The organism is Tepidimonas sp. (assembly GCF_029335975.1).
Classification (GTDB): domain Bacteria; phylum Pseudomonadota; class Gammaproteobacteria; order Burkholderiales; family Burkholderiaceae_C; genus Tepidimonas.
This window is the reverse complement of the sequence record NZ_JARJMT020000183.1, coordinates 1-21,451: the sequence shown is the minus strand read 5'-3', so window position 1 is coordinate 21,451 and position 21,451 is coordinate 1. Positions and strand designations below refer to the sequence as shown.

The window sequence follows — 21,451 nt, the reverse complement described above, 5'->3', positions numbered from 1 at the left end:
GTCTGGAGCAGGTCGGGTGGAGGCGGGGTCGGCGCCGCGTGGCGTCAGCAACGCGCGCACCCGCCCGCCCGGGTTGTCGGGGGTAGACTGTGCGCGGTCGCCGTCCACGGTGAAGGTGTCGTTGCGGTTGTCGTACACGATCACAGCACCGTTGGTGCGGTCGCTCAGGACCGTGCCCCGGTAGCGGCGCAGCTCGGCGTGGCCGCGGAAAGTCACGCGATCGGCCTGTCCGTCGTATTCGATGCGCTCGGCTTCGCCTTCGATGTATTCGTCCAGTCCGTCGCGCTTTTGGCGGTAAAAAGCGCGCTGTGAGTCATCGCCCAGCGCGACGCCGAACTGCTGCCCTTGATCGTTTTGTCGCACCTCGACCTGATGGCCGCGGATGCGGATCGTGCCCTTGGTGATCACCACCCGGCCCGTGAAGACGCTGAGTTGGCGGGCGTCGTCGTAGCGCAGCGCGTCCGCCTCTACGTTCATGGGGGCGCTGCGGTCGGCGCGCTCGGCCTGCGCTGGTGCCCCAAGGCCGAGCAGGGTAGCGGTGATCAGGGTCGCAACAGGCGCAGCCCAGGGGCGCGGCGGTGGGGATGCAGCAGGCACGGAACTTGCTCCTAGGAGGGGCATCGATTGTGCCACGATTGGTCCCGACGGCCTCCTCGAGGGGCCGGGGGTCAAGCCTGGCGCACGCGCGCGATCAAGGCATCGGCCACGACCAGGGTACGGGCCGCTTGGCCCGGCACAATGAAGCGACCCGCAATGCCCAGCGACGGGGTGGCCTCCACCTCGTAGGCATCTTGCAATTGCAGGGCGCGCCTGACCTTGCCGCTCACGCCAAAGGACTGGTAGGTCTGTGTGAACGCCTGCCGGTCCAGCCCCTGTTTGACGGCCCAGGCTGCTACGGCGTCGAGCGAGTTGAAGCGCTCGCGCTCCTCGTGCAGGGCTTTGAAGGCTTTCTCGTGCAGATCGCCCAGGCGGCCCATGGCCTCGAGCGTGAAATACAGCCGCTGCATCGGCTCGAACGCCGCGTTGAAGCCGACAGGCACCCGGCGCACGACGATTTCCTTGGGCTGCTTGCGCATCCAGGCGGACATCAACGACTCGAAGCGAAAGCAGTGGATGCAGCTGTAGGCAAAGAACTCCAACACTTCGACCTGACCAGGGCCCGTGTCCACCGGGACCGGCTTGTTCAGGCGCCGGTAGTCGGTGCCTTCGCGCAGATCATCCGGGGCTTGGGCGAGAGCGGCAGGCAGGGTGGCGGCGGCGCCAAGGCCGAGCAAAGCGGTGTGGAAGTGGCGGCGTTGCATGGGCGACGGACAGTGCAGGGTGTTGCGGTCGATATTGGAGGCGCGCTCGCGGCGGCAGTTCCTGGGCGGCTCAGCGCTGCACACGCACCAAGGCGGTGTCGATCTGCTTGGCGCGCAAGCGCTCTTGCATCACTTCGGCCTCCACCTTGTTGCCAAACGGCCCCAGCCGAACCCGGTAAATGCGCTGGCCAGCTTGCTCGCGCTCGCTGACCTTGGCGTCGAAACCGAGCAGCGCCAGGCGCGCGCGCTGGCCTTCGGCCTCCTCGGCGTTGCGGAAAGCGCCGACCTGCACGAAGTAGTTGAAGGGATCGGTCGCTGCAGTGACGGTGTCGGATTCGCCGCGCGCCGGCTGGGCTAGGCCGGCTCGCTGTCGGATGAGCTCGGCAATCGGGTCGCGCCCAGCCTCGCCTTTGCCGGCATCTGCCTTGCCCCCTTCGGCGTCGGTGTCGGCGCGGGGGGGGTCACCCTTCGGGGGTTCGGCTGCCGCGGGGGCGTCGGTGGCGCTGCCGCCGGACTCGCTCAGGCCCTTGGGCTGGGCCGACGACAGGCCGGCGTTGGGGTTCCAGCGCTTGAGCCGCTCGGCTTCGGTCTCGGGGTGGCTGGGCTTGCGCTGGACGTCGCGGTTGACCAGAGGGATGGGTACCTTGGTTACGTAGACGGCCACGGCCAGGGCGAGGCCGACACCGACCACCAGCCCCAGCATGAAGCCCAGCAAGGTGCCGCCGCGCTGGCTGGTGCTCAGGCGGTGCAAGGAAGCGGTGAGAAACGCCATCGACACGGACTCCAAGGAGACGGTCAACGCAGCTTACATCGACTCGAGCGCATCCACGCCCAGCACGCGCAGCCCGCTGCGCAACACCTGCGCCGTGGCGGCCACCAGCGCCAGCCGGGCGCGCCTGGTGGTCTCGTCATCGACCAGGATGCGCTCGGCATCATAGTAGCTGTGGTAAGCCGCGGCCAGCTCGCGCAGGTAAAAGGTGATGTCGTGTGGCGCAAAGTCGGCGGCGGCGGCCGATAGCACCTCGGGGTAACGGCTCAGCTGCCGCATCAGCGCCTGCGCGGCAGGGGTGTCCAAGGGCGACAAGTCCGCCTCGAGCAGCGTGGCTGGGTCGCCCCCTTGGCCGCGCCACTGCGCCAGCACCGAGCAGATGCGCGCATGGGCGTACTGCACGTAGTACACCGGGTTGTCGTTGTTTTGCTGGATGGCCAGATCGACGTCGAAGGTGTACTCGGAGTCGGGCTTGCGCGACAGCAGGAAGAAGCGCACCGCATCCTTGCTGGTCCACTCGATCAGGTCGCGCAACGTCACATAGCTGCCCGCGCGCTTGCTGATCTTGACCTCCTGGCCGCCGCGCACCACGCGCACCATGGTGTGCAGCACATAGTCGGGATAGCCTTCGGGGATACCCAACCCCACCGCCTGCAAGCCGGCACGCACGCGGGCGATGGTGCCGTGGTGGTCGGTGCCCTGGATGTTGATGGCCTTGGTGAAGCCGCGCTCCCACTTGGTGATGTGGTAGGCCACATCCGGCACGAAATAGGTGTAGGTGCCGTCGGACTTGCGCATCACGCGGTCTTTGTCGTCGCCGTAGTCGGTGGTGCGCAGCCACAGCGCACCGTCGCGCTCGTAAGTCTTGCCGGCCTCGATCAGGCGCTGGACGGTCTGCGCCACGCGGCCGCTGCTGTACAGGCTGGACTCCAGGTAATACTGGTCGAAGCGCACCTGGAAGGCTTGCAGGTCCAGGTCTTGCTCGTGCCGCAGATAGGCCACCGCAAACTGGCGGATGCCGTCGAGGTCCTCCACGTCGCCGCTGGCGGTGAAGGTGCGGTCGTCGGCCTGGACGGTCTTGCGGGCTAAAAAATCGTCAGCGATGTCCTGGATGTAGTCGCCGTTGTAGGCGGCTTCGGGCCACTGCGGATCGCCGGGGCGGATGCCCTTGGCGCGCAATTGCACCGAACGCGCCAGCGTCTCGATCTGCACCCCGGCGTCGTTGTAGTAGAACTCGCGGTGGACCGACCAGCCCTGGGTCTGGAACAGGTTACAGATGGCGTCGCCCAGGGCGGCCTGGCGGCCGTGGCCCACGTGCAGCGGCCCCGTCGGGTTGGCCGAGACGAACTCCACCATCAATCGCTGCCCGTTGGGCGCTCGGTGCCCGTAGCGCTCGCCCGCCGCGAGCACCTCGCGCACCACCGATTGCGTGGCAGCGGGCTGCAGGCGCAGGTTGATGAAGCCGGGGCCGGCGATCTCCAGCGCGGCCACCCAGCGTTCGAACGCAGGCTGGGCCCGCAAGCGCTCCACCAGGGTCTGCGCGACGGCACGCGGATGGGTGCCCAACGGCTTGGCCAATTGCAGGGCAGCCGTGATGGCCAGGTCGCCATGGGCAGCCGCCTTGGGTTGCTCAAAGACGGCGCGCGCCGATGCGCCGGGGAGCAACGCCTCCAGCTCGGTCGCCAGCGCGCCGAGCAGCTCAGTCTTGACGGTTTGCATGGGGCCGGATTGTAGGATCCTGAGTGCGCCCCGTCCGTGCCCCGTCGCTTGCGTCAGCCCTGCGCCCTGCGCTGTGCCGCCAGCACGCACAGCAGGTCGCAGGCCAGGTGCGCAGCCGCCAGCGCGGTCACGTCCGCCTGGTCGTACGGGGGACTGACCTCCACCACGTCCATGCCGACGAGATTCAGCGGCACCAGCCCGCGCACGATGTGCAGCGCCTGCGCGCTGCTCAGGCCCCCCGCCACCGGGGTGCCCGTGCCGGGGGCAAAGGCGGGGTCTAGGCAGTCGATGTCGAACGTCACATAGGCCGGCCGCTGCCCCACGATGGCCAGGATTTGCTGCAGCGCCCAGTCGGCGCCGCGCGCATGCACGGTCGGCGCATCCAGCACGGTCAGGCCCATCCAGTCGTCGTTCCAGGTGCGGATGCCGATTTGTACCGAGTGCGCCGGGTCGATCAACCCTTCGCGCACGGCTTTGTAGAACATCGTGCCATGGTTGAGCGAATCGGGCGCGTCGTCGGGCCAGGTGTCGCAGTGCGCGTCGAAGTGGATGAGTGCCAGCGGCGCGCCGAAGCGCTCGGCGTGCGCCTGCAGCAGCGGGTAGGTGACGTAATGGTCGCCGCCTAAGGTCAGCATACGCGCGCCGCTGGCCAGGATGCGCCGCGCATGGTCGCGGATCGCCCCGGGGATGGTGTGCGGCTGGTGCACGTCCAGCCAACAGTCGCCCGCGTCGATCACCGCCAGTGTCTCGAACGGGTCGAACCCCCACGGGAAGGGTTTGAGCTCTGCCAGCTGCACACTGGCGGCACGAATCGCCGCCGGCCCCAGCCGCGCCCCGGGGCGGTAGGTGGTGGCCAGATCGAGCGGGATGCCGCTGACGGCGACGTCAACACCTTCGAGCGACCTCGTGTAGGTGCGGCGCATGAAGCTGAGCACGCCGGCATAGGTCATCTCCGGCCATGAGCCCAGCAGGCCTGGGCGGCGGATGGCGCCATCGCCGGCAGGCGGCGCCTCGGGTGGGGGGGTATGTATGTCCATCAAGGCAATACTATCGTGGCGCCGCTGGCGCGGTTGCAGCCAGCGTCAGGTGCCTGCCGGTTGCCAGGCGTGTGCCTGTAAGTCGGAAAGGCTCAGCAGCTGTAGGGCAGCCTCGTGTGTGGCTTCCAGGATCACCGGCGGTGCCACCCCGGCGTCCAGCGCCTCCTTCCAGCGCATCGCGCACAGACACCAGCGGTCGCCGGGCTTCAGGCCCGGGAAGCGCCACTCGGGCCGCGGTGTGATCAGGTCGTTGCCGCGCTGCAGCGAGAACGCCAGAAACTCTGCCGTCACCTTGGCACAGACGACATGGCGACCGACGTCGTGCGGCCCGGTGTGGCAGCAGCCGTCGCGCAAATAACCGGTCAGCGGATCGTAGGAGCAGGCCCGCAGCGGGCCAGCGAGGACGTTGCGCGCATTCGGGATCATGGTCGTGCAGCCTGGCTGGCAAGGGGGGAAAATCTATGCGTGAGAAGATCGCTTCGCGTCGTCAATGCTACGACGGATGCGATGCCCTGCTGATTTGCGGGGTTGCCCAGCTCGGCCAGTCACGGCAGGGGCGTCAAGCGTGCGCGCGCCGCATCGCGGATCGCCTGCGTCAGCCGCTGGGCGGTGGGCGGCTCGCGCTCCCAGTGCTGCCAGTACAGCGCCACATCCACCACCGCATCGGCCAGCACCTCGGCAAGCTGCGGTCGGCCAGCACGCGCCTGCAGGTGCATGTCCGGCACCATGCCCCAGCCCAGCCCCAGCTCGATGGCGCGCTCGAAGGCGTCCACCGCTGGCATGAAGTGGCGCGGGTAGCGCGCGCCGCGCAGTCCGAAGTGCTGCGCCAGCCAGACATCCTGCAGCGCGTCCTTGCGGTTGAAGATGACCGCCGGCAGCGCCAGCAGCCGGTGTGGCGTCACCCGCCCCTGCGGCGTGCGTGCGCGCGCCGCCAGCGCCGGTGTGGCCACACAGCGGTAGCGCATCACGCCCAGCGGCTCGGCCACACAGCCGCGCATAGCGTCAGCGCGCGTGGTCACGCAGCCGATCACGCTGCCGTTTTTCAGCAGCTCATGGGTGTGGTCCTGGTCATCGATGGTCAGGTCCAGCAGCAGCCGCTGGCGCGCCAGCAGCGGCGCCACCCCGGGCAGAAACCATGCCGCAGCCGAGTCGGCGTTGATCGCCACCGGCACGCTCTGCCAGCGCTGCCCGGCGCCGCCGGCCAGCCGCTCCAGCAGATCGGCCTCCATCAGCTGCACCTGCTTGACGTGCGCCAGCAGCGCCTGCCCGGCCGGCGTGGCGCGCACCGTTTTGCCCCGCACCACCAGCCGCTGGCCGAGCTGCGCCTCCAGCGCCTTGACGCGCAGCGACACTGCAGCGACCGTCAGCGCCAGCGCCTGGGCAGCGGCGGTGAAGCTGCCGTGCTCGACCACGGCGGCCAGGGCTTGCAGTTGACGCGCGTCCAGCATGGCGTCAGTTTAGCCAAACTTGAAGTGTTCGAGTTTTCGTCAAAACCGTTTAAACCAAGGGCCGCTGCGGCGACACTGCGCCCCAAGCAGGCCGCCCTGCGTCGGCCCCTGCCCACCACGAATATCGACGACGACCACCGGGAGCACGCACGATGACCATCTTCACCGCCACCCTGCCGGGGCTGGCCGCCCCGGGCTTCACCGCCGGTCTGGTGATGAGCCTGTCGCTCATCATGGCCATCGGCCCGCAGAATGCGCACGTCATTCGCACCGGCCTGCAGCGCCAGCACCTGTGGTTGACGGTGCTGACCTGCGCGCTGGCCGACATCGTGCTGATCGCACTCGGCGTGGCGGGGCTGGCCCAGCTGGGTGGGCTGTCGGATAAGGTGCACGGCGCGCTGATCGGCGCGGGCGTGTTATTCCTGCTGGTGTACGGCTGGCAGGCGGCGCGGCGTTTTTGGCAACCGCCGACCGCCGTGCCGGTGGCGGACAGGGCCGCGGCAAGCGTGCAGTCGGGTGTCCCGGCGCCGCTGACGCGCCGCCAGGCCGTGTTGCAAGCGCTGGCGTTCTCGTGGCTCAACCCGCACGCGTGGCTGGATACGGCGGTGCTGATCGGCACCGCGTCGCTGGCCTGGGGGCCGCAGCAGCCGGTATTTGGGCTGGGCGCGGCGGCCGGCTCGGTGCTGTGGTTTGTGCTGCTGGGCGGCGCGGCGTTCTGGCTCGGGCGGCGCCTCAATTCGCTGCACGTCTGGCGCGCGCTGGACGGGCTGGTGGCCTTGCTGATGTGGGGCACGGCAGCGGCGTTGATCGCCAGCCTGCTGCGCTGAGCGCGGGGCCTTGCCCAGCCTGCTCCCACCCGCCCTCTCTTGCACAACAAGCAGTGCTCCAGGAGACCCCCATGACCGTGACCTTGACACCCCCCGCGCGCCGCGCCGCGGATGCGTCGATCACCATGTTCGGCCCCGACTTTCCGTTCGCCTACGACGAGTGGCTGGCGCATCCTGCGGGGCTGGGCACACTGCCCGCCAACCGTCACGGAAGCGAGGTGGCCATCGTTGGCGCTGGCATGGCCGGGTTAACGGCAGCCTACGAGCTGATGAAGCTGGGCCTGAAGCCCGTGGTGTACGAGGCCTCGCGCATGGGCGGCCGGCTGCGCTCGCAGCCGTTCGAAGGCGGCAGCGGCGTCATCGCGGAGCTGGGCGGCATGCGTTTCCCGCTGTCGTCCACGGGCTTCTACCACTACGTCCGCACGCTGGGTCTGCAGAGCCGCCCTTTCCCCAACCCGCTGACGCCGGCGGCCAACTGCACCGTGATCGACCTGGAGGGCCAGACCCACTGGGCGCGCACGCTGGACGATCTGCCGCCGCTGTTTCGTGAGGTGGCGCAAGCGTGGGCCGACGCGCTGGAAGAGGGCGCCGGCTTTACCGAGCTGCAGACGGCCATGCGCCAGCGCGACGTCGAGCGCGTCAAGGCGCTGTGGAACGCACTGGTGCCGCGCTGGGACGACCGCACCTTCTACGACTTCGTCGCGCAGTCCAGCGCCTTCCAGCGCCTGAGTTTTCACCACCGCGAGGTCTTCGGCCAAGTGGGCTTTGGTACCGGCGGCTGGGATTCGGATTTTCCGAACTCCATGCTGGAGATCCTGCGCGTGGTGCTGACCGGCTGCGACGAGAACCAGCACCTCATCGTCGGCGGCGTGCAGCAGGTGCCGCTGGGCCTGTGGCACCATGCGCCGCAGCGCTTGGTCCACTGGCCGCAAGGCACGACGCTGGCCCGGCTGCACCACGGCGCACCCAGGCCGGCGGTCAAGGCCATCCAGCGCGCCGGCAACGGCCAGCTGGAGATCACCGACGCCTGGGGGCACACGCGTTGCTACGATGCGGTGCTGGTCACCTGCCAGAGCTGGCTGCTGACGACGCAGATCGCGTGCGAGGAGTCGCTGTTTTCGCAAAAACTGTGGATGGCGCTGGACCGCACGCGCTACATGCAGTCGTCCAAGACCTTCGTGATGGTCGATCACCCGTTCTGGAACGACCTGCGCGCCAACGGCTGGCCGGTCATGGGCATGACGCTGACCGATCGCCTGACGCGTGGCACCTATCTGTTCGACAACGGTCCGGATCAGCCGGGCGTGATCTGCCTGTCCTACGCGTGGATGAGCGACGCGCTGAAAATGCTGCCATACGACAGCAGCAAGCGTGTGCAGCTGGCGCTGGAGGCGCTGCGCAAGATCTACCCCGACGTGGACATCGCCAGCCACATCATCGGCGACCCGATTACCATCTCGTGGGAGGCCGACCCCTATTTCCTCGGCGCCTTCAAGGGCGCACTGCCGGGCCACTACCGCTATAACTACCGCATGTACGGCCACTTCATGCAGGATGCGCTGCCCGAGCGTGAGCGCGGCATCTTCCTCGCCGGGGATGACATCTCCTTTACTCCCGCCTGGGTGGAGGGCGCGGTGCAGACGGCGTTAAACGCCGTCTGGGGCATCCTGCGCCACCTGGGTGGCGCCAGCCACCCCGATAACCCCGGCCCCGGCGACTGGTACCCACACATCGGCCCGGTGGCGCTGCCAGACTGAAGGATGCCCGATCCCATGCGCATCGCCCTCTGGCAAACCCCGCACCCGAGCGCTGGCGACGGGGCCGCAGCGCTGCACCGGCTGGAGGACGCCGCCGCGCGCGCAGCCCTGCAGGGCGCGCACTGGCTCGTCACGCCCGAGATGGCGCTGACCGGCTACCTGATCGCACCCGAGCACCTGGCCGCGTTGGCCGAACCCGCCGACGGGCCGCTGGCGCAGGCGGTGGCGGCCATCGCCCGGCGCCACCGCCTGGGTATCGCCTACGGCTGGCCCGAGCGCCATCCGGACGGCGCCAAGCCCTGGAATGCCGTACAGGCCATCGGCCCTGACGGCCAGCGGCTCGCAGTGCACCGCAAGGCGCACCTGTTCGGCGTGGCGGACCGGACGCGTTTCACGGCGGGCGAGGCGCTGGCCGCGCCGTTCGAATGCGGCGGCTGGCGCATCGGCCTGTTGATCTGCTTCGATGTCGAGCAGCCCGCGGCGGTGCGGGCGCTGGCGCGGCAAGGGGCGCAGTTGATTCTCGCCCCCACCGCCAACATGCTGCCGTATGACGACGCGCCGTGCCTGACGCTGCCGCGTCTGGCCGCCGAGTCGCGTGTGGCCATCGCCTACGCCAACGCCTGCGGCGCAGAAGGCGATACGCACTACGGCGGGCTGAGTCGCCTGGTGGGGCCCGACGGGCGCGTGGTGGCTGCAGCGAGGCGGGGGGAGGCATTGCTCATGGCCGATAGCCCGGATTGATCCAATCCAGCTGGCGCAACGTTGTAGCCGTCATATCCCGGATGATTGTGTGGTCGCTTCTGGAACAAGTCCGGACTTCGCCGATACCATTCCCTCATGGCCTGCATGGGCGTGCGGGCATGGAGGGCAGCCTGGGGCAGATGATGGCTGCGCAGCACCTCTTCGATACGGCTGTTGAAGCGCTCCACCATCCCATTTGAACACCCTACGCGCGGCGATCGGCCCGCGTCTGGATCGACTCCTTGCTGGCGGCAATCTCGGCGCGGATCGCCGGCGTGGTACGCGCCAGCTTGTGCAGTCGTACGATCATGATTGCACTCCTTCGGATGAGACCTTGCCGGCTGCTGGCGCGCCTTGCGGAAGTAGCCGACCGCATTCATTGAATCGCGGGCTTGACGGCGCAATTGCTCGGAAGCTGCTGCAATTTCCTCGGCCAAGATGCTGTTTTGCTGGATACTGGCATCGATGCGGTCGATCTCAAAAGCGACGAGGCCTACATTCTGCAATTGTTCTTGGCTGATAGCAATCATTTTTTCGATCATCGCAACCACATTGTCAATCGTGTGTACGACTTGTTCGACGGTGCTGCCGGATTCTACGACTTGTTAGGCGCCGCGCGTCGTCGTCTCGACACTGCTTGAAATTGGTTGCTTGATTTCCTTGGCCGCATTTGCACTGCGTCGTGCCAATGAGTGAACTTCACTGGGGACGACAGCAAAGCCGCGGCCCGCTTCCCCGGCGCGGGCTGCCTCGACAGCGGCGTTGAGTGCCAGTGTGTTGGTTTGAAAAGCAATCCCATCGATGACCTAAATGATCGCACTAGTTTTGCGGCTGGATGCTTTGATGTCTTCCATCGTGTTGATCACCAGACGTACCGATTGCGCCCCCTGATTGGCAGTTTGACTGGCGTGCAGGGCCGCGGAGCTGGCCTCTTCGGTTTGCTGGGCATTGCGCTTGATGGTGTCGGTCAAACTCTCTACTGCCTGTCTGACCTGTTGGATGGCGGCAGCTTGTATTTGGGTTCGATCGGTCAAGTCTTTCTTTCCTTGAGCGATTTGTGTCGACATGTCGTAGTCATACCGTGTTTTTGTTCGGATGGCCAATCAAACTACCCTTGCCATTGAACAGGGTGGCTCGTCCGATCTCGCCGACTTGAATGCGGTTGGTGATAACAACAGCCTCATCCATAGCAAGCTGTGCAATCAGTCTGCGCTCGAAGGGATTGCCGTTGATGATGCGATGGGAATCGAGTAAATCACATATCGCTTTAGCGCTTCGCCGGCTTGGTCGATGGTGTCATGATTTTGGTGCCCATGGGGGCCTGCTCAGACCATGAGCGCAACATATCGTTGCTGTTTTGATTGGCATCGAGTATCAGTTGGCCCGCGCTGCCATGCAGTTGACCCGAATCATCTATGACGCCGATCCAACCGAATTGTTCCAGCTGTTTTAGGTATACATTGGGCGTTTTCTATGCTGTCCTTGTCTGCGTTGAGTAATATTGGATTTGCGGCCGCGACCTGGAGCTCGCGACCTCGGGACAACATAAATTCATCCAGCAAAAAAGTGACGTCTTGGCTGTGTCGCTGCAGCTCTTCTTGAAATTTTGTTTCCAAATTGGATGTCATCGGCTGATACGTAATCGCTCCTAAAATGATACAGGGCACGTCGCTGAGCACCATCAAAAAACTCATGAGCTCACCGAAGTGGCTGAGGCCGTGCGAACGGGGTGTTTTTTCATCACCCACTCAGTGCAACGACAGGTCGAGAGCGGATCAAAGCTTACGGGGCTGCGGCTGGCCGAGCGCTGGTGCAAAGACACTGCGGCATCAGTTCGGCCCTGTTTCGAGATGTTTGCGAAGAAAATCGATCCACACCCGGGTACGCCGCGGGCAGCCCCGCATGCTGGGCAGTACGGCAAAGACGCCATTCGGCGGAGCGGCATAGTCGTCCAGTACGCTGACCAGGCGCCCAGCGTCGATGTCAGCTTGCACCTCCCAGGTGCTGCGCCAGGCCAGGCCGAGACCGGCCAGGCACCATTCGTACAATACTTGGCCGTCGCTGCAGTCCAGCGGGCCTCGTGGGCGCACATGCACCAGATCTCGGCGCCCGCCCGGGCCAGGCACGGCAAACGCCCAGCCGCGTGTTTGCGATGCCTCCGACGACAGCACCAGGCAGTCGTGCTGCAGCAGGTCGTGCGGATGGCGCGGCACGCCGCGACGCTGCAGGTAGGCCGGTGTGGCCACGACCAAGCGTCGATTGTCGGCCAGCCGCACGCTCACCAACGAGGAGTCGGGCAGGTCCCCCACGCGCACTGCGCAATCGTAGCCTTCTGCCACCAGGTCGACCAGCCGGTCACTGAGATTGAGCGAGATCGTGACGTCGGGGTAGAGCGCGCGAAAGCGCGGCACCAGCGCTGCGATGTGACGGCGCCCAAAGCCCGCCGGGGCCGTGACGCGCAGATGCCCGCGCACCGCGCTGCCACCGGCACTCACATTGGCCTCGGCTTGCGCCAGTTCTGCCAACAGCCGCTGGCAGTCTTCCAGAAACGCGTTGCCCTCCGGGGTGAGGGTGATGCGGCGTGTGGTGCGCACCATCAGCTTGACGCCCAGGTACTCCTCCAGCGCGTCCAGCCGCCGGCCGATGATGGCCGGTACCACCCCTTCGGCACGTGCGGCCGCAGCCAAGCTGCCGCGCTGGGCCACAGCGACGAAGGTTTCCATGGTCTTGAGGCGGTCCATGTCTGCATTATTGAACAAAAAGTCACGGCTGAAACGGTTGGCGTGCCGTCGATCCGGGCCCGAATTTCCCCTACAGTGACGAGATTCGACAATCCTGGCCCGCACCCCCGGCAGTGGGCCGCCATTGGAGGTTCATGGATCATGACGACACCGCGCATCAACGTCGGCCGGCTGCAGGTGGCCGAGGTGCTGTACCGCTTCATCGAAGACCAGGTGCTGCCCGGCACCGGCATTCCCAGCGATCGCTTTTGGAGCGGCTTCGACGCCATCGTGGCCGACCTGGCGCCGAAAAACCGCGCACTGTTGGCCGAGCGGGATCGCCTGCAAGCCGAGTTGGACAAGTGGCACAGCGCCAATCCGGGGCCGATCAAGAATCCAGCCGCCTACCGCCAGTTCCTGGAGACGATCGGCTACTTGGTGCCGCCGCCCCCCGAGGTGCGCGTGACGACCGCCAATGTCGATGCCGAGTTGGCCACGCAGGCCGGCCCGCAGCTGGTGGTGCCCATCCTCAACGCCCGCTATGCGCTCAATGCGGCCAACGCGCGCTGGGGCAGTCTGTACGACGCGCTCTACGGCACCGATGTCATCCCGGAAGACGACGGCTGTGCCAAAGGCCCCGGCTACAACGAAAAGCGCGGCGAGAAGGTGATCGCCTGGGCGCGCCGCATGCTGGACGAGGCCGCGCCGCTGGCGCAGGGCTCGCACGCCGACGCCACAGCCTACGCGGTGGCGGACGGCGCGCTGCGCGTCACGCTGCGCGGCGGTGTGACCACGGGCCTGAAGGATGCGGCCCAGCTCGTCGGCTACCAGGGCGAGGCGGCGGCGCCGTCATCGGTGCTGCTGCGCCACCACGGGCTGCATCTGGATATCCGCATCGACCGTACGCACCCGATCGGCGCCGCCGACGCCGCGGGCGTCTGCGACGTGGTGGTGGAGGCGGCCCTCTCCACCATCCTGGACCTGGAGGATTCGGTCGCCGCGGTGGACGCCGAAGACAAGGTGCTGGGCTACCGCAACTGGCTGGGCATGATGCAGGGCTGGCTGACCGAAAGTTTCGACAAGGGCGGACGCACGCTCACGCGCGGCCTGCACGGCGACCGCCGCTACACGGCACCGGACGGCCGCAGCGAGGTGGTGCTGCATGGCCGCTCGCTGCTGTTCGTGCGCAACGTCGGTCACCTCATGACCAACCCGGCCATCCTCTACACTGACGCCGACGGCACGGTGCGCGAGATTCCCGAGGGCATCATGGACGCCGTCGTCACGACGACCATTGCCCTGCACGATTTGCAGGGTCGCGGCCGCCTGCCCAGCGGCGAGCCAATCCGCAACAGCCGCACCGGCAGCGTCTATATCGTCAAGCCCAAGATGCACGGTCCGCGCGAGGTGGCGTTTGCGGCAGAGCTGTTTGCCCGCGTGGAGCAAATGCTGGGCCTGCCCGACAGCACGGTCAAGCTCGGCATCATGGACGAGGAACGCCGCACCAGCGTCAACCTGAAGGCCTGCATCGCTGCAGCCGCCAGCCGCGTGGCATTCATCAACACCGGCTTCCTGGACCGCACGGGGGATGAGATCCACACCGCCATGCTGGCCGGCCCGATGATCCGCAAGAACGACATGAAGACGAGCGCCTGGATTCAGGCCTACGAGCGCAACAATGTGCTGGTGGGCCTGAAATGCGGGCTGCGCGGTCGCGCCCAAATCGGCAAGGGCATGTGGGCGATGCCGGACCTGATGGCGGCCATGCTGGAGCAGAAGATCGCACACCCGAAGGCGGGCGCCAACACCGCCTGGGTGCCCAGCCCCACCGCCGCGACGCTGCACGCCCTGCACTACCACCAGGTGGATGTGGCCGCGATCCAGCAGGAGCTGGAGAAGATCGACGCCGACGCCGAGCGCGACATGCTGCTGGCCGGCTTGCTGACGGTGCCGGTGGCGGCCCAGCCGAACTGGAGCGAGGCCGATAAGCAGGCTGAACTGGACAACAACATCCAGGGCATCCTCGGCTATGTGGTGCGCTGGGTGGAACAAGGCATCGGCTGCTCCAAGGTGCCCGACATCCACGACGTCGGTCTGATGGAGGACCGCGCCACGCTGCGCATCAGCAGCCAGCACGTGGCCAACTGGCTGCACCATGGCGTGGTGACCGAGGCGCAGGTACGCGCGACCTTCGAGCGCATGGCGCGCAAGGTCGACCAGCAAAACGCCGGCGACCCCAACTACCGTCCGATGGCACCCCACTTCGACAGCAGTATGGCATTTCAGGCGGCGTTGGACCTGGTGTTCAAGGGCAAGGCGCAGCCCAGCGGCTACACCGAGCCGCTATTGCACGCCTGGCGGCAGAAGGTCAAGGCTGCGGCGGCCTGAGGCCGCAACGGTGTCGATGCGGGCAGTGAACGAGACGCCTGGGCGGGCCGATCCCGCTCGCTGCCCCATTTGCGGTGGCAGCAATGCCTGCGCGATGGAGCGCAAACGGCAAACTGGGCTTGACCAACCGCCGTGCTGGTGCACCCAGGTGCAGTTCAGCGCCGAAATGCTGGACCGGATACCCCCAAATGCCCGTGGATTGGCCTGCATCTGCGCGCGTTGCGCGGCCGCCACGTCGCTGTCGAGGGGCTGAATATCACCGCGGGGTCTAGGCGTGTTCGCTCACCACGCCCCGGTCGCTGCCGTCGCCGCTCCCGCAGCCAGCGGCAGCTCCGATGCGGACCGATCCGGCCGTGCGCCGAAACTGCGCCGTCAGCTGCATCCGGTCGGGCATTGCCTGCCGCTGCAGCGCGATACCGTCGTCCATGTCGGCAAGCTGCTGCGCCAGCAGCCACAGCACGCCGTCGGTGTGGACCGGCTCCGCGCCCACGCGGCCTCGCCGGTTGCGACGGTAGCGTCGCGCGCCATGCGGGATTCGACGCGCAACTCCAGCCGGCTACCCTGCTGTATCGCTCACTCTAGCATGGCGCGCACCCAGCCGTGGGCCACGGTCGGATCGATCAGCAGCTCGACAGGGCACAGCTGCTGCCGCACCGTGATTCCTTGCCCGACCAGGGTTTCGCATGGCTCCTGCAGTACGGATTCGACAACGTAGGCGATGTGCGGCCATTCGCCCATCTACCCGCGGGGACAAATCGGCCGCAGCATGAAAGCGGGGGTGGACTGAGTCACGTTCTGGCGCCGGATGGAATGTCCGCAAAGCGGTGCGCGCATAATCCGGGGCCGAATATAGCCCGAAAATCGAGCCGAACAGCATGGACGCGTCCGTTTCTGATTTTCCCCCGAGGAAAGTGATATTGATTGACGCCAATGCGGCGGCGCGCTTGGTCATGCAGGGCTTGCTGCAGGCCGAGGGCGCCGATGTGCGCGCTTTCGGCCTCGGTGAAGAGGCGCTGCAAGCGCTGGCCGGCGGACTGAACGTCGATTTCGTGTTGGTGTCGCGCCACTTGCCCGATATGGGGGCGCTCGACCTTTTGCGCCGCGTGCGGCAGATGCCCGGTGGGGCGCTGCTGCCGGTGGTGCTGATCACTGGCGATGTGGAAGAGCCTTTGCGTTTGAGTGCGCTCGAAGGGGGCTTCACCGATGTGTTGTGGCGCGCTGCGCCGGAGCAGATGGCAGCGCACCTGCGCGCACTGCTGCGCCGCCAGGCTGTATTGCAGCGCGCACGCATCTTGCTGGTGGAGGATTCGCCGGCGATGGCCGCGCTCGCCGCGGAAGCGCTGGCCCCGATGGGCATGGAGGTGGAACACGCGCTGCGGGCGCACGAGGCGCTGGAGCGGCTCGAGCAACGGCCCTTTGACCTCGTCATCGTCGACGTCGTGCTGCCAGGACCGCTGACCGGACTCGGGCTGCTGGCGGCCATCCGTAGCCGGCGCGACGATCTGGCGGAGTTGCCGGTGCTGGCCTATACCGGCTTTGACGAGCGCGTACGCCGCGTCGAGATGCTGCGCCGCGGCGCCAACGACTATGTCACCAAGCCGATCGACGCGGAGGAGTTGCGCGCGCGCGCAAGCAACTTGGTGCGCTACTGGCGGTTGCTGCAGCAGGTGCGCCATCAACACGCCTTGCTGGCGCGCCAGGCCGTCACCGACGCGCTGACCGGCGTGCACAACCGTTACCTGCTCGACGAATCGGGCCCGCGCTATGTGCGCCGCGCTTGGCGCGGCGGCGAGCCGCTGGCGGCGATGATGCTGGATCTGGATTATTTCAAAGACGTCAATGACCGATACGGCCATGACCGCGGCGATCGGGTGTTGCAGGAGCTCGCGAATCGGCTGCGTGAGCAGGTGCGACCCGAGGATGTGCTGGTCCGCTACGGCGGCGAGGAGTTTGCGCTGCTGCTGCCTCGGCTGGCAGCCGGGGCGGCCGAGTCGCTTGCCGAGCGGCTTCGGCAGGCGGTCGCGCAGCAGCCGCTGGCTGGGCTGACGCTGACGGTCAGCATCGGTGTATGCGTGTGGCAGCCGACCCCTACCCCTGGGGCTGCATCCCAGGCTGAGCAAGCTGCGGCCGTACTGCGTGGCCTGCTTGTGCACGCCGATCGCTGCCTCTATCGCGCCAAGGGCGCGGGGCGTAACCGTTGCGAGGTCGATGTCGTCGAAGCCGTGCCGCTGGCCTGAGTAGGCGCGGCGCAACGAGCCGTTCAGTCGCGTCACAATATGGCATCATGAATCCGACCAGCGCTTCCTTCGGCCTTCCAGCCCCCTACCCGCTGTCACGCCCGCGCCGCTTGCGCCGTGACGTTTTTACCCGCAACCTCGTGCGCGAGCACCATCTGACGGCACACGACTTGATTTACCCGGTGTTCGTGCTCGACGGGCGCGGCCGGCGGGAGCCGGTTGCCTCGATGCCCGGAGTGGAGCGGTTGAGCCTCGATCAGCTGTTGCCGGTGGCGCAAGAATGCGTGGACCTGGGTATCCCCGTGCTGGCGCTGTTTCCGGTGATCGACCCCGCGCTCAAGACCCCGGATGGCCGTGAGGCTTGCAACCCCGACGGACTCATCCCGCGTGTGGTAGCCGAGCTCAAAGCCCGCGCGCCCAACCTGGGCATCATGACCGATGTGGCGCTGGATCCTTACACCAGCCACGGGCAGGACGGGTTGCTGGATGACACCGGCTATATCGTCAACGATGCGACGGTGGATGTGCTGGTCAAGCAGGCGCTGGTGCAGGCGGCCGCCGGTGTGGACATCGTCGCGCCCAGTGACATGATGGACGGTCGCATTGGCGCCATCCGCCAGGCGCTGGAGGCGTGCGGCCATGTGCACACGCGCATCATGGCCTATAGCGCCAAGTACGCCAGTGCCTTCTACGGGCCGTTCCGCGACGCGGTGGGCAGCGCGGCCAACCTGGGCAAGGCCGACAAGAAGGTCTACCAGATGGACCCCGGCAACACCGACGAGGCGCTGCGCGAGGTGGCGCTGGACCTGGCCGAAGGCGCCGACATGGTCATGGTCAAACCCGGCATGCCGTACTTGGATGTGGTGCGCCGCGTCAAAGACGCATTTAAGGTGCCGACGTTTGCCTACCAGGTCAGCGGCGAATATGCGATGCTTAAGGCCGCCGCGGCAAACGGCTGGCTGGATCATGATGCGGTCATGATGGAAAGCCTGCTGGGCTTCAAGCGCGCGGGTGCCGATGGCGTTCTGACCTACTTTGCGCGCGACGCGGCTCGCCTGCTGCATCGGTATTGAGCGCGGATCCATGAGGCATCTGCAACCCACTGAGGCGTGGCGCTGGCTACAGTCGTGCGCGCAGGCCGCCCCCGAGCGAGCGCCGTTGTTCGTCGATGTGCGCATGGAGATCGAGTCGCTCTATGTGGGCCGCCCGCCGGGCGTGGTCAACATTCCGTGGTACGAGTATCCGGATTTGACGCCCGATCCGCAGGGCTTCGCGCGCAAGGTGCTAGAGGAAGCCGGCAGCCTGGACCGTGCAGTGCTGCTGATCTGTCGCAGCGGCAAGCGCACGCTGGACGCCGGTGCGGCGCTGGAGGCGGCGGGCTTTACCGACGTGGCGCATGTGGTGCACGGCTTCGAGGGCGAGCTGGACGAGCATTTCCACCGCTCCAGCCGCAACGGCTGGCGCTTCGAGGGTTTGCCCTGGGAACAGATGTGACGCTGACGCCTGCGCAAGCCCTGGCCGAGGGCCGGCGCGTGCTGGCCGAGGTGTTCGGCTACACGGCTTTTCGTGGCCAGCAGGCCGACATCATCGCGCATGTGGCGGCCGGCGGGGATGCGCTGGTCCTCATGCCCACCGGGGGCGGCAAGTCGTTGTGCTACCAGATCCCGGCCATCGTGCGCCAGCGCGCGGGGATGGGCGTGACGCTGGTGGTCTCGCCGCTGATCGCGCTGATGCACGACCAGGTTGGCGCACTGCGCGAGGCGGGTGTCGAGGCGGCTTACCTCAACTCTAGCCTCGCGCCAGAGGCCGCCGAGGCGGTGGAGCAGCAGCTGATGCGCGGCGAGCTCACCCTGCTATATGCCGCGCCGGAGCGTATCGTCACTCCGCGCTTCCTCGCACGCTTGCAGTCCCTGCACAAGTTTGGGCGACTGGCCTTGCTGGCGATCGACGAGGCGCACTGCATCAGTCAGTGGGGGCACGACTTTCGCCCCGAATACCGCGAGTTGGCGCGGCTGGCCGAGTGCTGCCCAGGCGTGCCACGCATTGCGCTGACCGCCACGGCGGATGCACTGACGCGCGCCGATATCGCGGCGCACCTGCGGCTGGATGGGGCTCGCACCTTCGTGGCGAGCTTTGACCGTCCCAACATCCGCTATACCATCGTCGAGAAGGACCACGCGCTGCGCCAGCTGCTGCGATTCGTGGCCGCTGAGCATACCCTAGCGGACGGCCGCCACGAGGCCGGCATCGTCTACTGCGCCTCGCGGCGCAAGGTGGAGGAGGTGGCCGCGCGGCTGCAGGCCGCCGGGCTGCGTGCGCTGCCCTACCATGCCGGGCTGGACACCTCCACGCGCCAGCGCCACCAGGATCGCTTCGTGCGCGAGGACGGGCTGGTGATGGTGGCCACCATCGCCTTCGGCATGGGCATCGACAAGCCCGATGTGCGTTTCGTCGCGCACTTGGATCTGCCGAAGAACATCGAGGGTTACTACCAGGAGACGGGCCGCGCCGGCCGCGATGGCGAGCCAGCCAACGCCTGGATGGCTTACGGGCTGCAGGACGTGGTGCAGCAGCGCCGCCTGATCGATGACAGCGGTGCCGACGATGCGTTCAAGCATATGCTGCGTGCCAAGCTGGAGGCGCTGCTGGCGCTGGCCGAATCGACCGGCTGCCGCCGCCAGCAGTTGCTGGCTTACTTTGGCGAGGATAGTGCGCCGTGCGGCAACTGCGACAACTGCCTGCAGCCGCCCCAGACCTGGGATGCGACTGAGGCGGCGCGCAAGCTGCTGTCGTGCATCTATCGTCTGCAGCAAAGCGGTGCGGCTTTCGGTGCCGGCCACGTGATTGACGTGCTGCGTGGCCAGGTCAGCGACAAGGTGCGCGCGCACGGCCACGAGCGGCTATCCACCTGGGGCATTGGGCGTGAACTGGACGAAGCCACCTGGCGGCGCGTGCTGCGCCAGTTGGTGGTACGCGGCGCGGTGGAGGTGGCCGGGGAGTTGCACACCTTACACCTGACAGCGGCGGCGCGACCGATCCTGCGCGGCGAGCAAGCGCTGCGCTTGCGCGTGATCGCCGAGGGCCGCTCGGTGCGGCCGCAGCGGCCCGCGCGGGCGCTGCTCAGCGAGGCCCGCTTGCCCTTGCGCCAGCGCGAGGTGCTGGCGGCACTCAAGCGCTGGCGTGCCGACATCGCGCGCGCCCATGACCTGCCAGCCTATGTGATCTTTCACGACGCTACCCTCGTGGCGCTGGCGCAGCGCCTGCCGGCGCGTGACGGCGATTTGGTCGGCATCCCCGGCCTGGGTGAAAAAAAACGCGCCGCCTATGGCGCCGAGGTGCTGCGTATCATCGCGCAAGCGCTCGACGCGGCTGGCGCGCAGCCCTACGAGCCACTGGCGGCGTCGGCCTGACGGCGCCGGCCGCAAGCCCGTTGCAACCGTCAGCTGCGGCGGCGCAACTCGGCGCAGTAGTCCACCAGTGGCACGGCCGGGGTCAGCCATAACGCATCGTAGGCGGGATCCTGCGCCGGCTCGATCGCGTCGGTGGCGCGCAATTCGACGCTGTAACAGGCCCGTGCGGCGCCGACCCCGACGCGCCGCATCAGATGGTGGGGTACCCCGCGGTCGCGCCGTGCATGCTGAACCCCCGTCACCAGCAGTACCATGCGGCCTGCGGCGCGGCGATCAAGCAGCGTCGTCGCCATCGCGTCGTCGCGCGCCAGCTGGATGCGCGCCATGATCGGCAGCTGCGCTGCGGGCAGCAGGCCGCAGTGGCCCTCCTGCAGTGCGCGGTGAAGCGCGGCGCGCTGCTCGTTATCGGTCAGCGTATCGTCCCAGGCAGCGTCGCGCATCACCTCGCTATGCCGATGGCGCGGTAAATTGCCACCGACCACCGGTACGCCAGCGCGCACCGCAGCCATCACCACCGGCCCATAGCGCTGCCACGGCCAACCGGCATCGTGCCACGCCAGCGCTGCGCGCACGGCGGCCTCGTCAGCGTCGGAGGTCAGCGCTTCGGTGTCGCGACCGCGCTCGGCCATCTCCAACACCAGCGCGGCAAGGCGCCCTTGCGTTGCCAGCGCCTGCACGGCGGCGGCCTGCAGCCATTGGTGGGCATCCGCGTCGTGTTGTTCGCCCAACAGCAACCACTCAACCCCATCGGGCAGGGCCGCCAGCCGAGTGCGCACCCAGTCCAACCGTACCGAGGGATCGGCCACGCAGCAGCGCGCATCCGCTCCACCCCCGGGCAAGAGGCGGGCGAGCGCGGGCCCCCAGCCACCCGCCGTGGCCAGCGCCGCACCTACCGCAGAACCCCAGCGCAAGCAAAGCCGCCGGACTGAGTCGACTTCCATGCAACTATTATCGGGTCTGCGCCGCACAACGGCATGTGGCGCCAATTCCTTTTTTGATTCGGAGTTCTAGCATGGGCAAAAAAAGCATCACCAAAGCGGTCAGCGGCGGGACGGCCGGGCCGGATATCGGCATTGCGCCGGCGCAGCGCGCTGCCA

The 21,451-nt window shown here is 67.3% G+C and carries 25 protein-coding genes and 1 pseudogene; 11 read left to right on the top strand and 15 right to left on the bottom strand.

Features of this window, described 5'->3' with window-relative positions; translation table 11 throughout:
- From lptA to argP, 7 genes are all read right to left on the bottom strand, one after another.
- On the bottom strand, nucleotides 1-597 hold a 597-nt coding region (gene lptA / locus P3W97_RS10265), incomplete at its 3' end, for a lipopolysaccharide transport periplasmic protein LptA (protein ID WP_367184618.1).
- 71 nt (nucleotides 598-668) lie between these two features.
- Nucleotides 669-1,301, bottom strand: a complete 633-nt coding sequence (locus tag P3W97_RS10260; protein ID WP_300846422.1) for a thiol:disulfide interchange protein DsbA/DsbL — start codon at nucleotides 1,299-1,301, stop codon at nucleotides 669-671.
- A 70-nt stretch (nucleotides 1,302-1,371) separates the two neighbouring features.
- Complete coding sequence (locus P3W97_RS10255; RefSeq protein WP_300846421.1) at nucleotides 1,372-2,073, bottom strand: SPOR domain-containing protein; 702 nt, start codon at nucleotides 2,071-2,073, stop codon at nucleotides 1,372-1,374.
- A gap of 33 nt (nucleotides 2,074-2,106) precedes the next feature.
- Nucleotides 2,107-3,789 carry an arginine--tRNA ligase gene (gene argS, locus P3W97_RS10250; protein ID WP_300846420.1) on the bottom strand — a complete coding sequence of 561 codons (1,683 nt, stop codon included), beginning with the start codon at nucleotides 3,787-3,789 and terminating at the stop codon, nucleotides 2,107-2,109.
- 53 nt (nucleotides 3,790-3,842) lie between these two features.
- Complete coding sequence (gene speB / locus P3W97_RS10245; RefSeq protein WP_300846418.1) at nucleotides 3,843-4,826, bottom strand: agmatinase; 984 nt, start codon at nucleotides 4,824-4,826, stop codon at nucleotides 3,843-3,845.
- 45 nt (nucleotides 4,827-4,871) lie between these two features.
- The gene (locus P3W97_RS10240; RefSeq protein WP_300846416.1) at nucleotides 4,872-5,252 is read right to left on the bottom strand and encodes a DUF2237 domain-containing protein; all 381 of its coding nucleotides are present in this window, start codon (nucleotides 5,250-5,252) and stop codon (nucleotides 4,872-4,874) included.
- A 119-nt stretch (nucleotides 5,253-5,371) separates the two neighbouring features.
- Complete coding sequence (argP, locus tag P3W97_RS10235; protein ID WP_300846414.1) at nucleotides 5,372-6,274, bottom strand: HTH-type transcriptional regulator ArgP; 903 nt, start codon at nucleotides 6,272-6,274, stop codon at nucleotides 5,372-5,374.
- A 152-nt stretch (nucleotides 6,275-6,426) separates the two neighbouring features.
- Here argP and P3W97_RS10230 point away from each other — a divergent pair, with 152 nt between their 5' ends.
- The 3 genes from P3W97_RS10230 (at nucleotide 6,427) to P3W97_RS10220 (ending at nucleotide 9,599) form a co-directional block, all read left to right on the top strand.
- Nucleotides 6,427-7,101, top strand: coding sequence for a LysE family transporter (locus P3W97_RS10230; RefSeq protein WP_300846412.1), 675 nt, complete (start codon nucleotides 6,427-6,429; stop codon nucleotides 7,099-7,101).
- Nucleotides 7,102-7,172: 71 nt separating this feature from the next.
- Nucleotides 7,173-8,858: an NAD(P)/FAD-dependent oxidoreductase gene (locus P3W97_RS10225; RefSeq protein ID WP_300846410.1), complete on the top strand. Its 1,686-nt coding sequence runs from the start codon at nucleotides 7,173-7,175 to the stop codon at nucleotides 8,856-8,858.
- A gap of 15 nt (nucleotides 8,859-8,873) precedes the next feature.
- A complete protein-coding gene (locus tag P3W97_RS10220; protein ID WP_300846408.1) occupies nucleotides 8,874-9,599 on the top strand; it encodes a nitrilase-related carbon-nitrogen hydrolase in 726 nt (241 codons plus the stop codon).
- A 29-nt stretch (nucleotides 9,600-9,628) separates the two neighbouring features.
- Here P3W97_RS10220 and P3W97_RS10215 read toward each other — a convergent pair.
- Nucleotides 9,629-9,799: pseudogene (locus tag P3W97_RS10215) on the bottom strand (IS481 family transposase); the annotation flags it as partial.
- Between the two features lie 192 nt (nucleotides 9,800-9,991).
- On the opposite strand from P3W97_RS10215, the gene P3W97_RS10210 reads away from it, so the two are divergent.
- Nucleotides 9,992-10,240 (top strand): hypothetical protein, encoded by a 249-nt coding sequence (locus P3W97_RS10210; protein WP_300846426.1) that lies wholly within the window; start codon nucleotides 9,992-9,994, stop codon nucleotides 10,238-10,240.
- Here the strand turns inward: P3W97_RS10210 and P3W97_RS11100 are convergent.
- Nucleotides 10,205-10,372 (bottom strand): methyl-accepting chemotaxis protein, encoded by a 168-nt coding sequence (locus tag P3W97_RS11100; protein ID WP_367184619.1) that lies wholly within the window; start codon nucleotides 10,370-10,372, stop codon nucleotides 10,205-10,207. The two genes, P3W97_RS10210 and P3W97_RS11100, sit on opposite strands and share 36 nt — an antisense overlap.
- A 33-nt stretch (nucleotides 10,373-10,405) precedes the next feature.
- A complete protein-coding gene (locus P3W97_RS10205; RefSeq protein ID WP_300846406.1) occupies nucleotides 10,406-10,666 on the bottom strand; it encodes a hypothetical protein in 261 nt (86 codons plus the stop codon).
- 28 nt (nucleotides 10,667-10,694) lie between these two features.
- On the opposite strand from P3W97_RS10205, the gene P3W97_RS10200 reads away from it, so the two are divergent.
- Complete coding sequence (locus P3W97_RS10200; RefSeq protein ID WP_300846404.1) at nucleotides 10,695-10,853, top strand: hypothetical protein; 159 nt, start codon at nucleotides 10,695-10,697, stop codon at nucleotides 10,851-10,853.
- A gap of 155 nt (nucleotides 10,854-11,008) precedes the next feature.
- Here P3W97_RS10200 and P3W97_RS10195 read toward each other — a convergent pair whose 3' ends face one another.
- Both P3W97_RS10195 and P3W97_RS10190 read right to left on the bottom strand, forming a co-directional pair.
- A complete protein-coding gene (locus P3W97_RS10195; protein WP_300846402.1) occupies nucleotides 11,009-11,293 on the bottom strand; it encodes a hypothetical protein in 285 nt (94 codons plus the stop codon).
- A 135-nt stretch (nucleotides 11,294-11,428) separates the two neighbouring features.
- Nucleotides 11,429-12,340, bottom strand: coding sequence for a LysR family transcriptional regulator (locus tag P3W97_RS10190; RefSeq protein WP_300846400.1), 912 nt, complete (start codon nucleotides 12,338-12,340; stop codon nucleotides 11,429-11,431).
- A gap of 141 nt (nucleotides 12,341-12,481) precedes the next feature.
- Between P3W97_RS10190 and P3W97_RS10185 the strand changes: the two genes are divergently transcribed.
- Entirely contained in the window at nucleotides 12,482-14,707 is a 2,226-nt protein-coding gene (locus tag P3W97_RS10185) for a malate synthase G (protein WP_300846398.1), read from the top strand.
- A 16-nt stretch (nucleotides 14,708-14,723) separates the two neighbouring features.
- The gene (locus P3W97_RS10180) at nucleotides 14,724-14,960 is read left to right on the top strand and encodes a cysteine-rich CWC family protein (RefSeq protein ID WP_300846396.1); all 237 of its coding nucleotides are present in this window, start codon (nucleotides 14,724-14,726) and stop codon (nucleotides 14,958-14,960) included.
- Nucleotides 14,961-14,975: 15 nt separating this feature from the next.
- Here the strand turns inward: P3W97_RS10180 and P3W97_RS10175 are convergent, their stop codons facing one another.
- Nucleotides 14,976-15,197, bottom strand: a complete 222-nt coding sequence (locus tag P3W97_RS10175) for a hypothetical protein (RefSeq protein ID WP_300846394.1) — start codon at nucleotides 15,195-15,197, stop codon at nucleotides 14,976-14,978.
- A gap of 83 nt (nucleotides 15,198-15,280) precedes the next feature.
- Nucleotides 15,281-15,445 (bottom strand): hypothetical protein, encoded by a 165-nt coding sequence (locus P3W97_RS10170; protein WP_300846392.1) that lies wholly within the window; start codon nucleotides 15,443-15,445, stop codon nucleotides 15,281-15,283.
- A gap of 137 nt (nucleotides 15,446-15,582) precedes the next feature.
- Between P3W97_RS10170 and P3W97_RS10165 the strand changes: the two genes are divergently transcribed.
- The 4 genes from P3W97_RS10165 to recQ are packed head-to-tail and all read left to right on the top strand — an operon-like array spanning nucleotide 15,583 to nucleotide 20,354.
- On the top strand, nucleotides 15,583-16,944 hold the full coding sequence (locus tag P3W97_RS10165) for a diguanylate cyclase (RefSeq protein ID WP_300846390.1): 1,362 nt from the start codon (nucleotides 15,583-15,585) through the stop codon (nucleotides 16,942-16,944).
- Between the two features lie 47 nt (nucleotides 16,945-16,991).
- Complete coding sequence (gene hemB, locus P3W97_RS10160) at nucleotides 16,992-18,017, top strand: porphobilinogen synthase (RefSeq protein ID WP_300846388.1); 1,026 nt, start codon at nucleotides 16,992-16,994, stop codon at nucleotides 18,015-18,017.
- A 10-nt stretch (nucleotides 18,018-18,027) separates the two neighbouring features.
- The gene (locus P3W97_RS10155; RefSeq protein WP_300846386.1) at nucleotides 18,028-18,438 is read left to right on the top strand and encodes a rhodanese-like domain-containing protein; all 411 of its coding nucleotides are present in this window, start codon (nucleotides 18,028-18,030) and stop codon (nucleotides 18,436-18,438) included.
- Entirely contained in the window at nucleotides 18,435-20,354 is a 1,920-nt protein-coding gene (recQ, locus tag P3W97_RS10150; protein ID WP_300846384.1) for a DNA helicase RecQ, read from the top strand. Before P3W97_RS10155 ends, recQ begins: the two co-directional genes overlap by 4 nt.
- Nucleotides 20,355-20,383: 29 nt before the next feature.
- Here recQ and P3W97_RS10145 read toward each other — a convergent pair whose 3' ends face one another.
- The gene (locus P3W97_RS10145) at nucleotides 20,384-21,295 is read right to left on the bottom strand and encodes a ChaN family lipoprotein (protein WP_300846382.1); all 912 of its coding nucleotides are present in this window, start codon (nucleotides 21,293-21,295) and stop codon (nucleotides 20,384-20,386) included.
- Nucleotides 21,296-21,451: the final 156 nt, after the last annotated feature.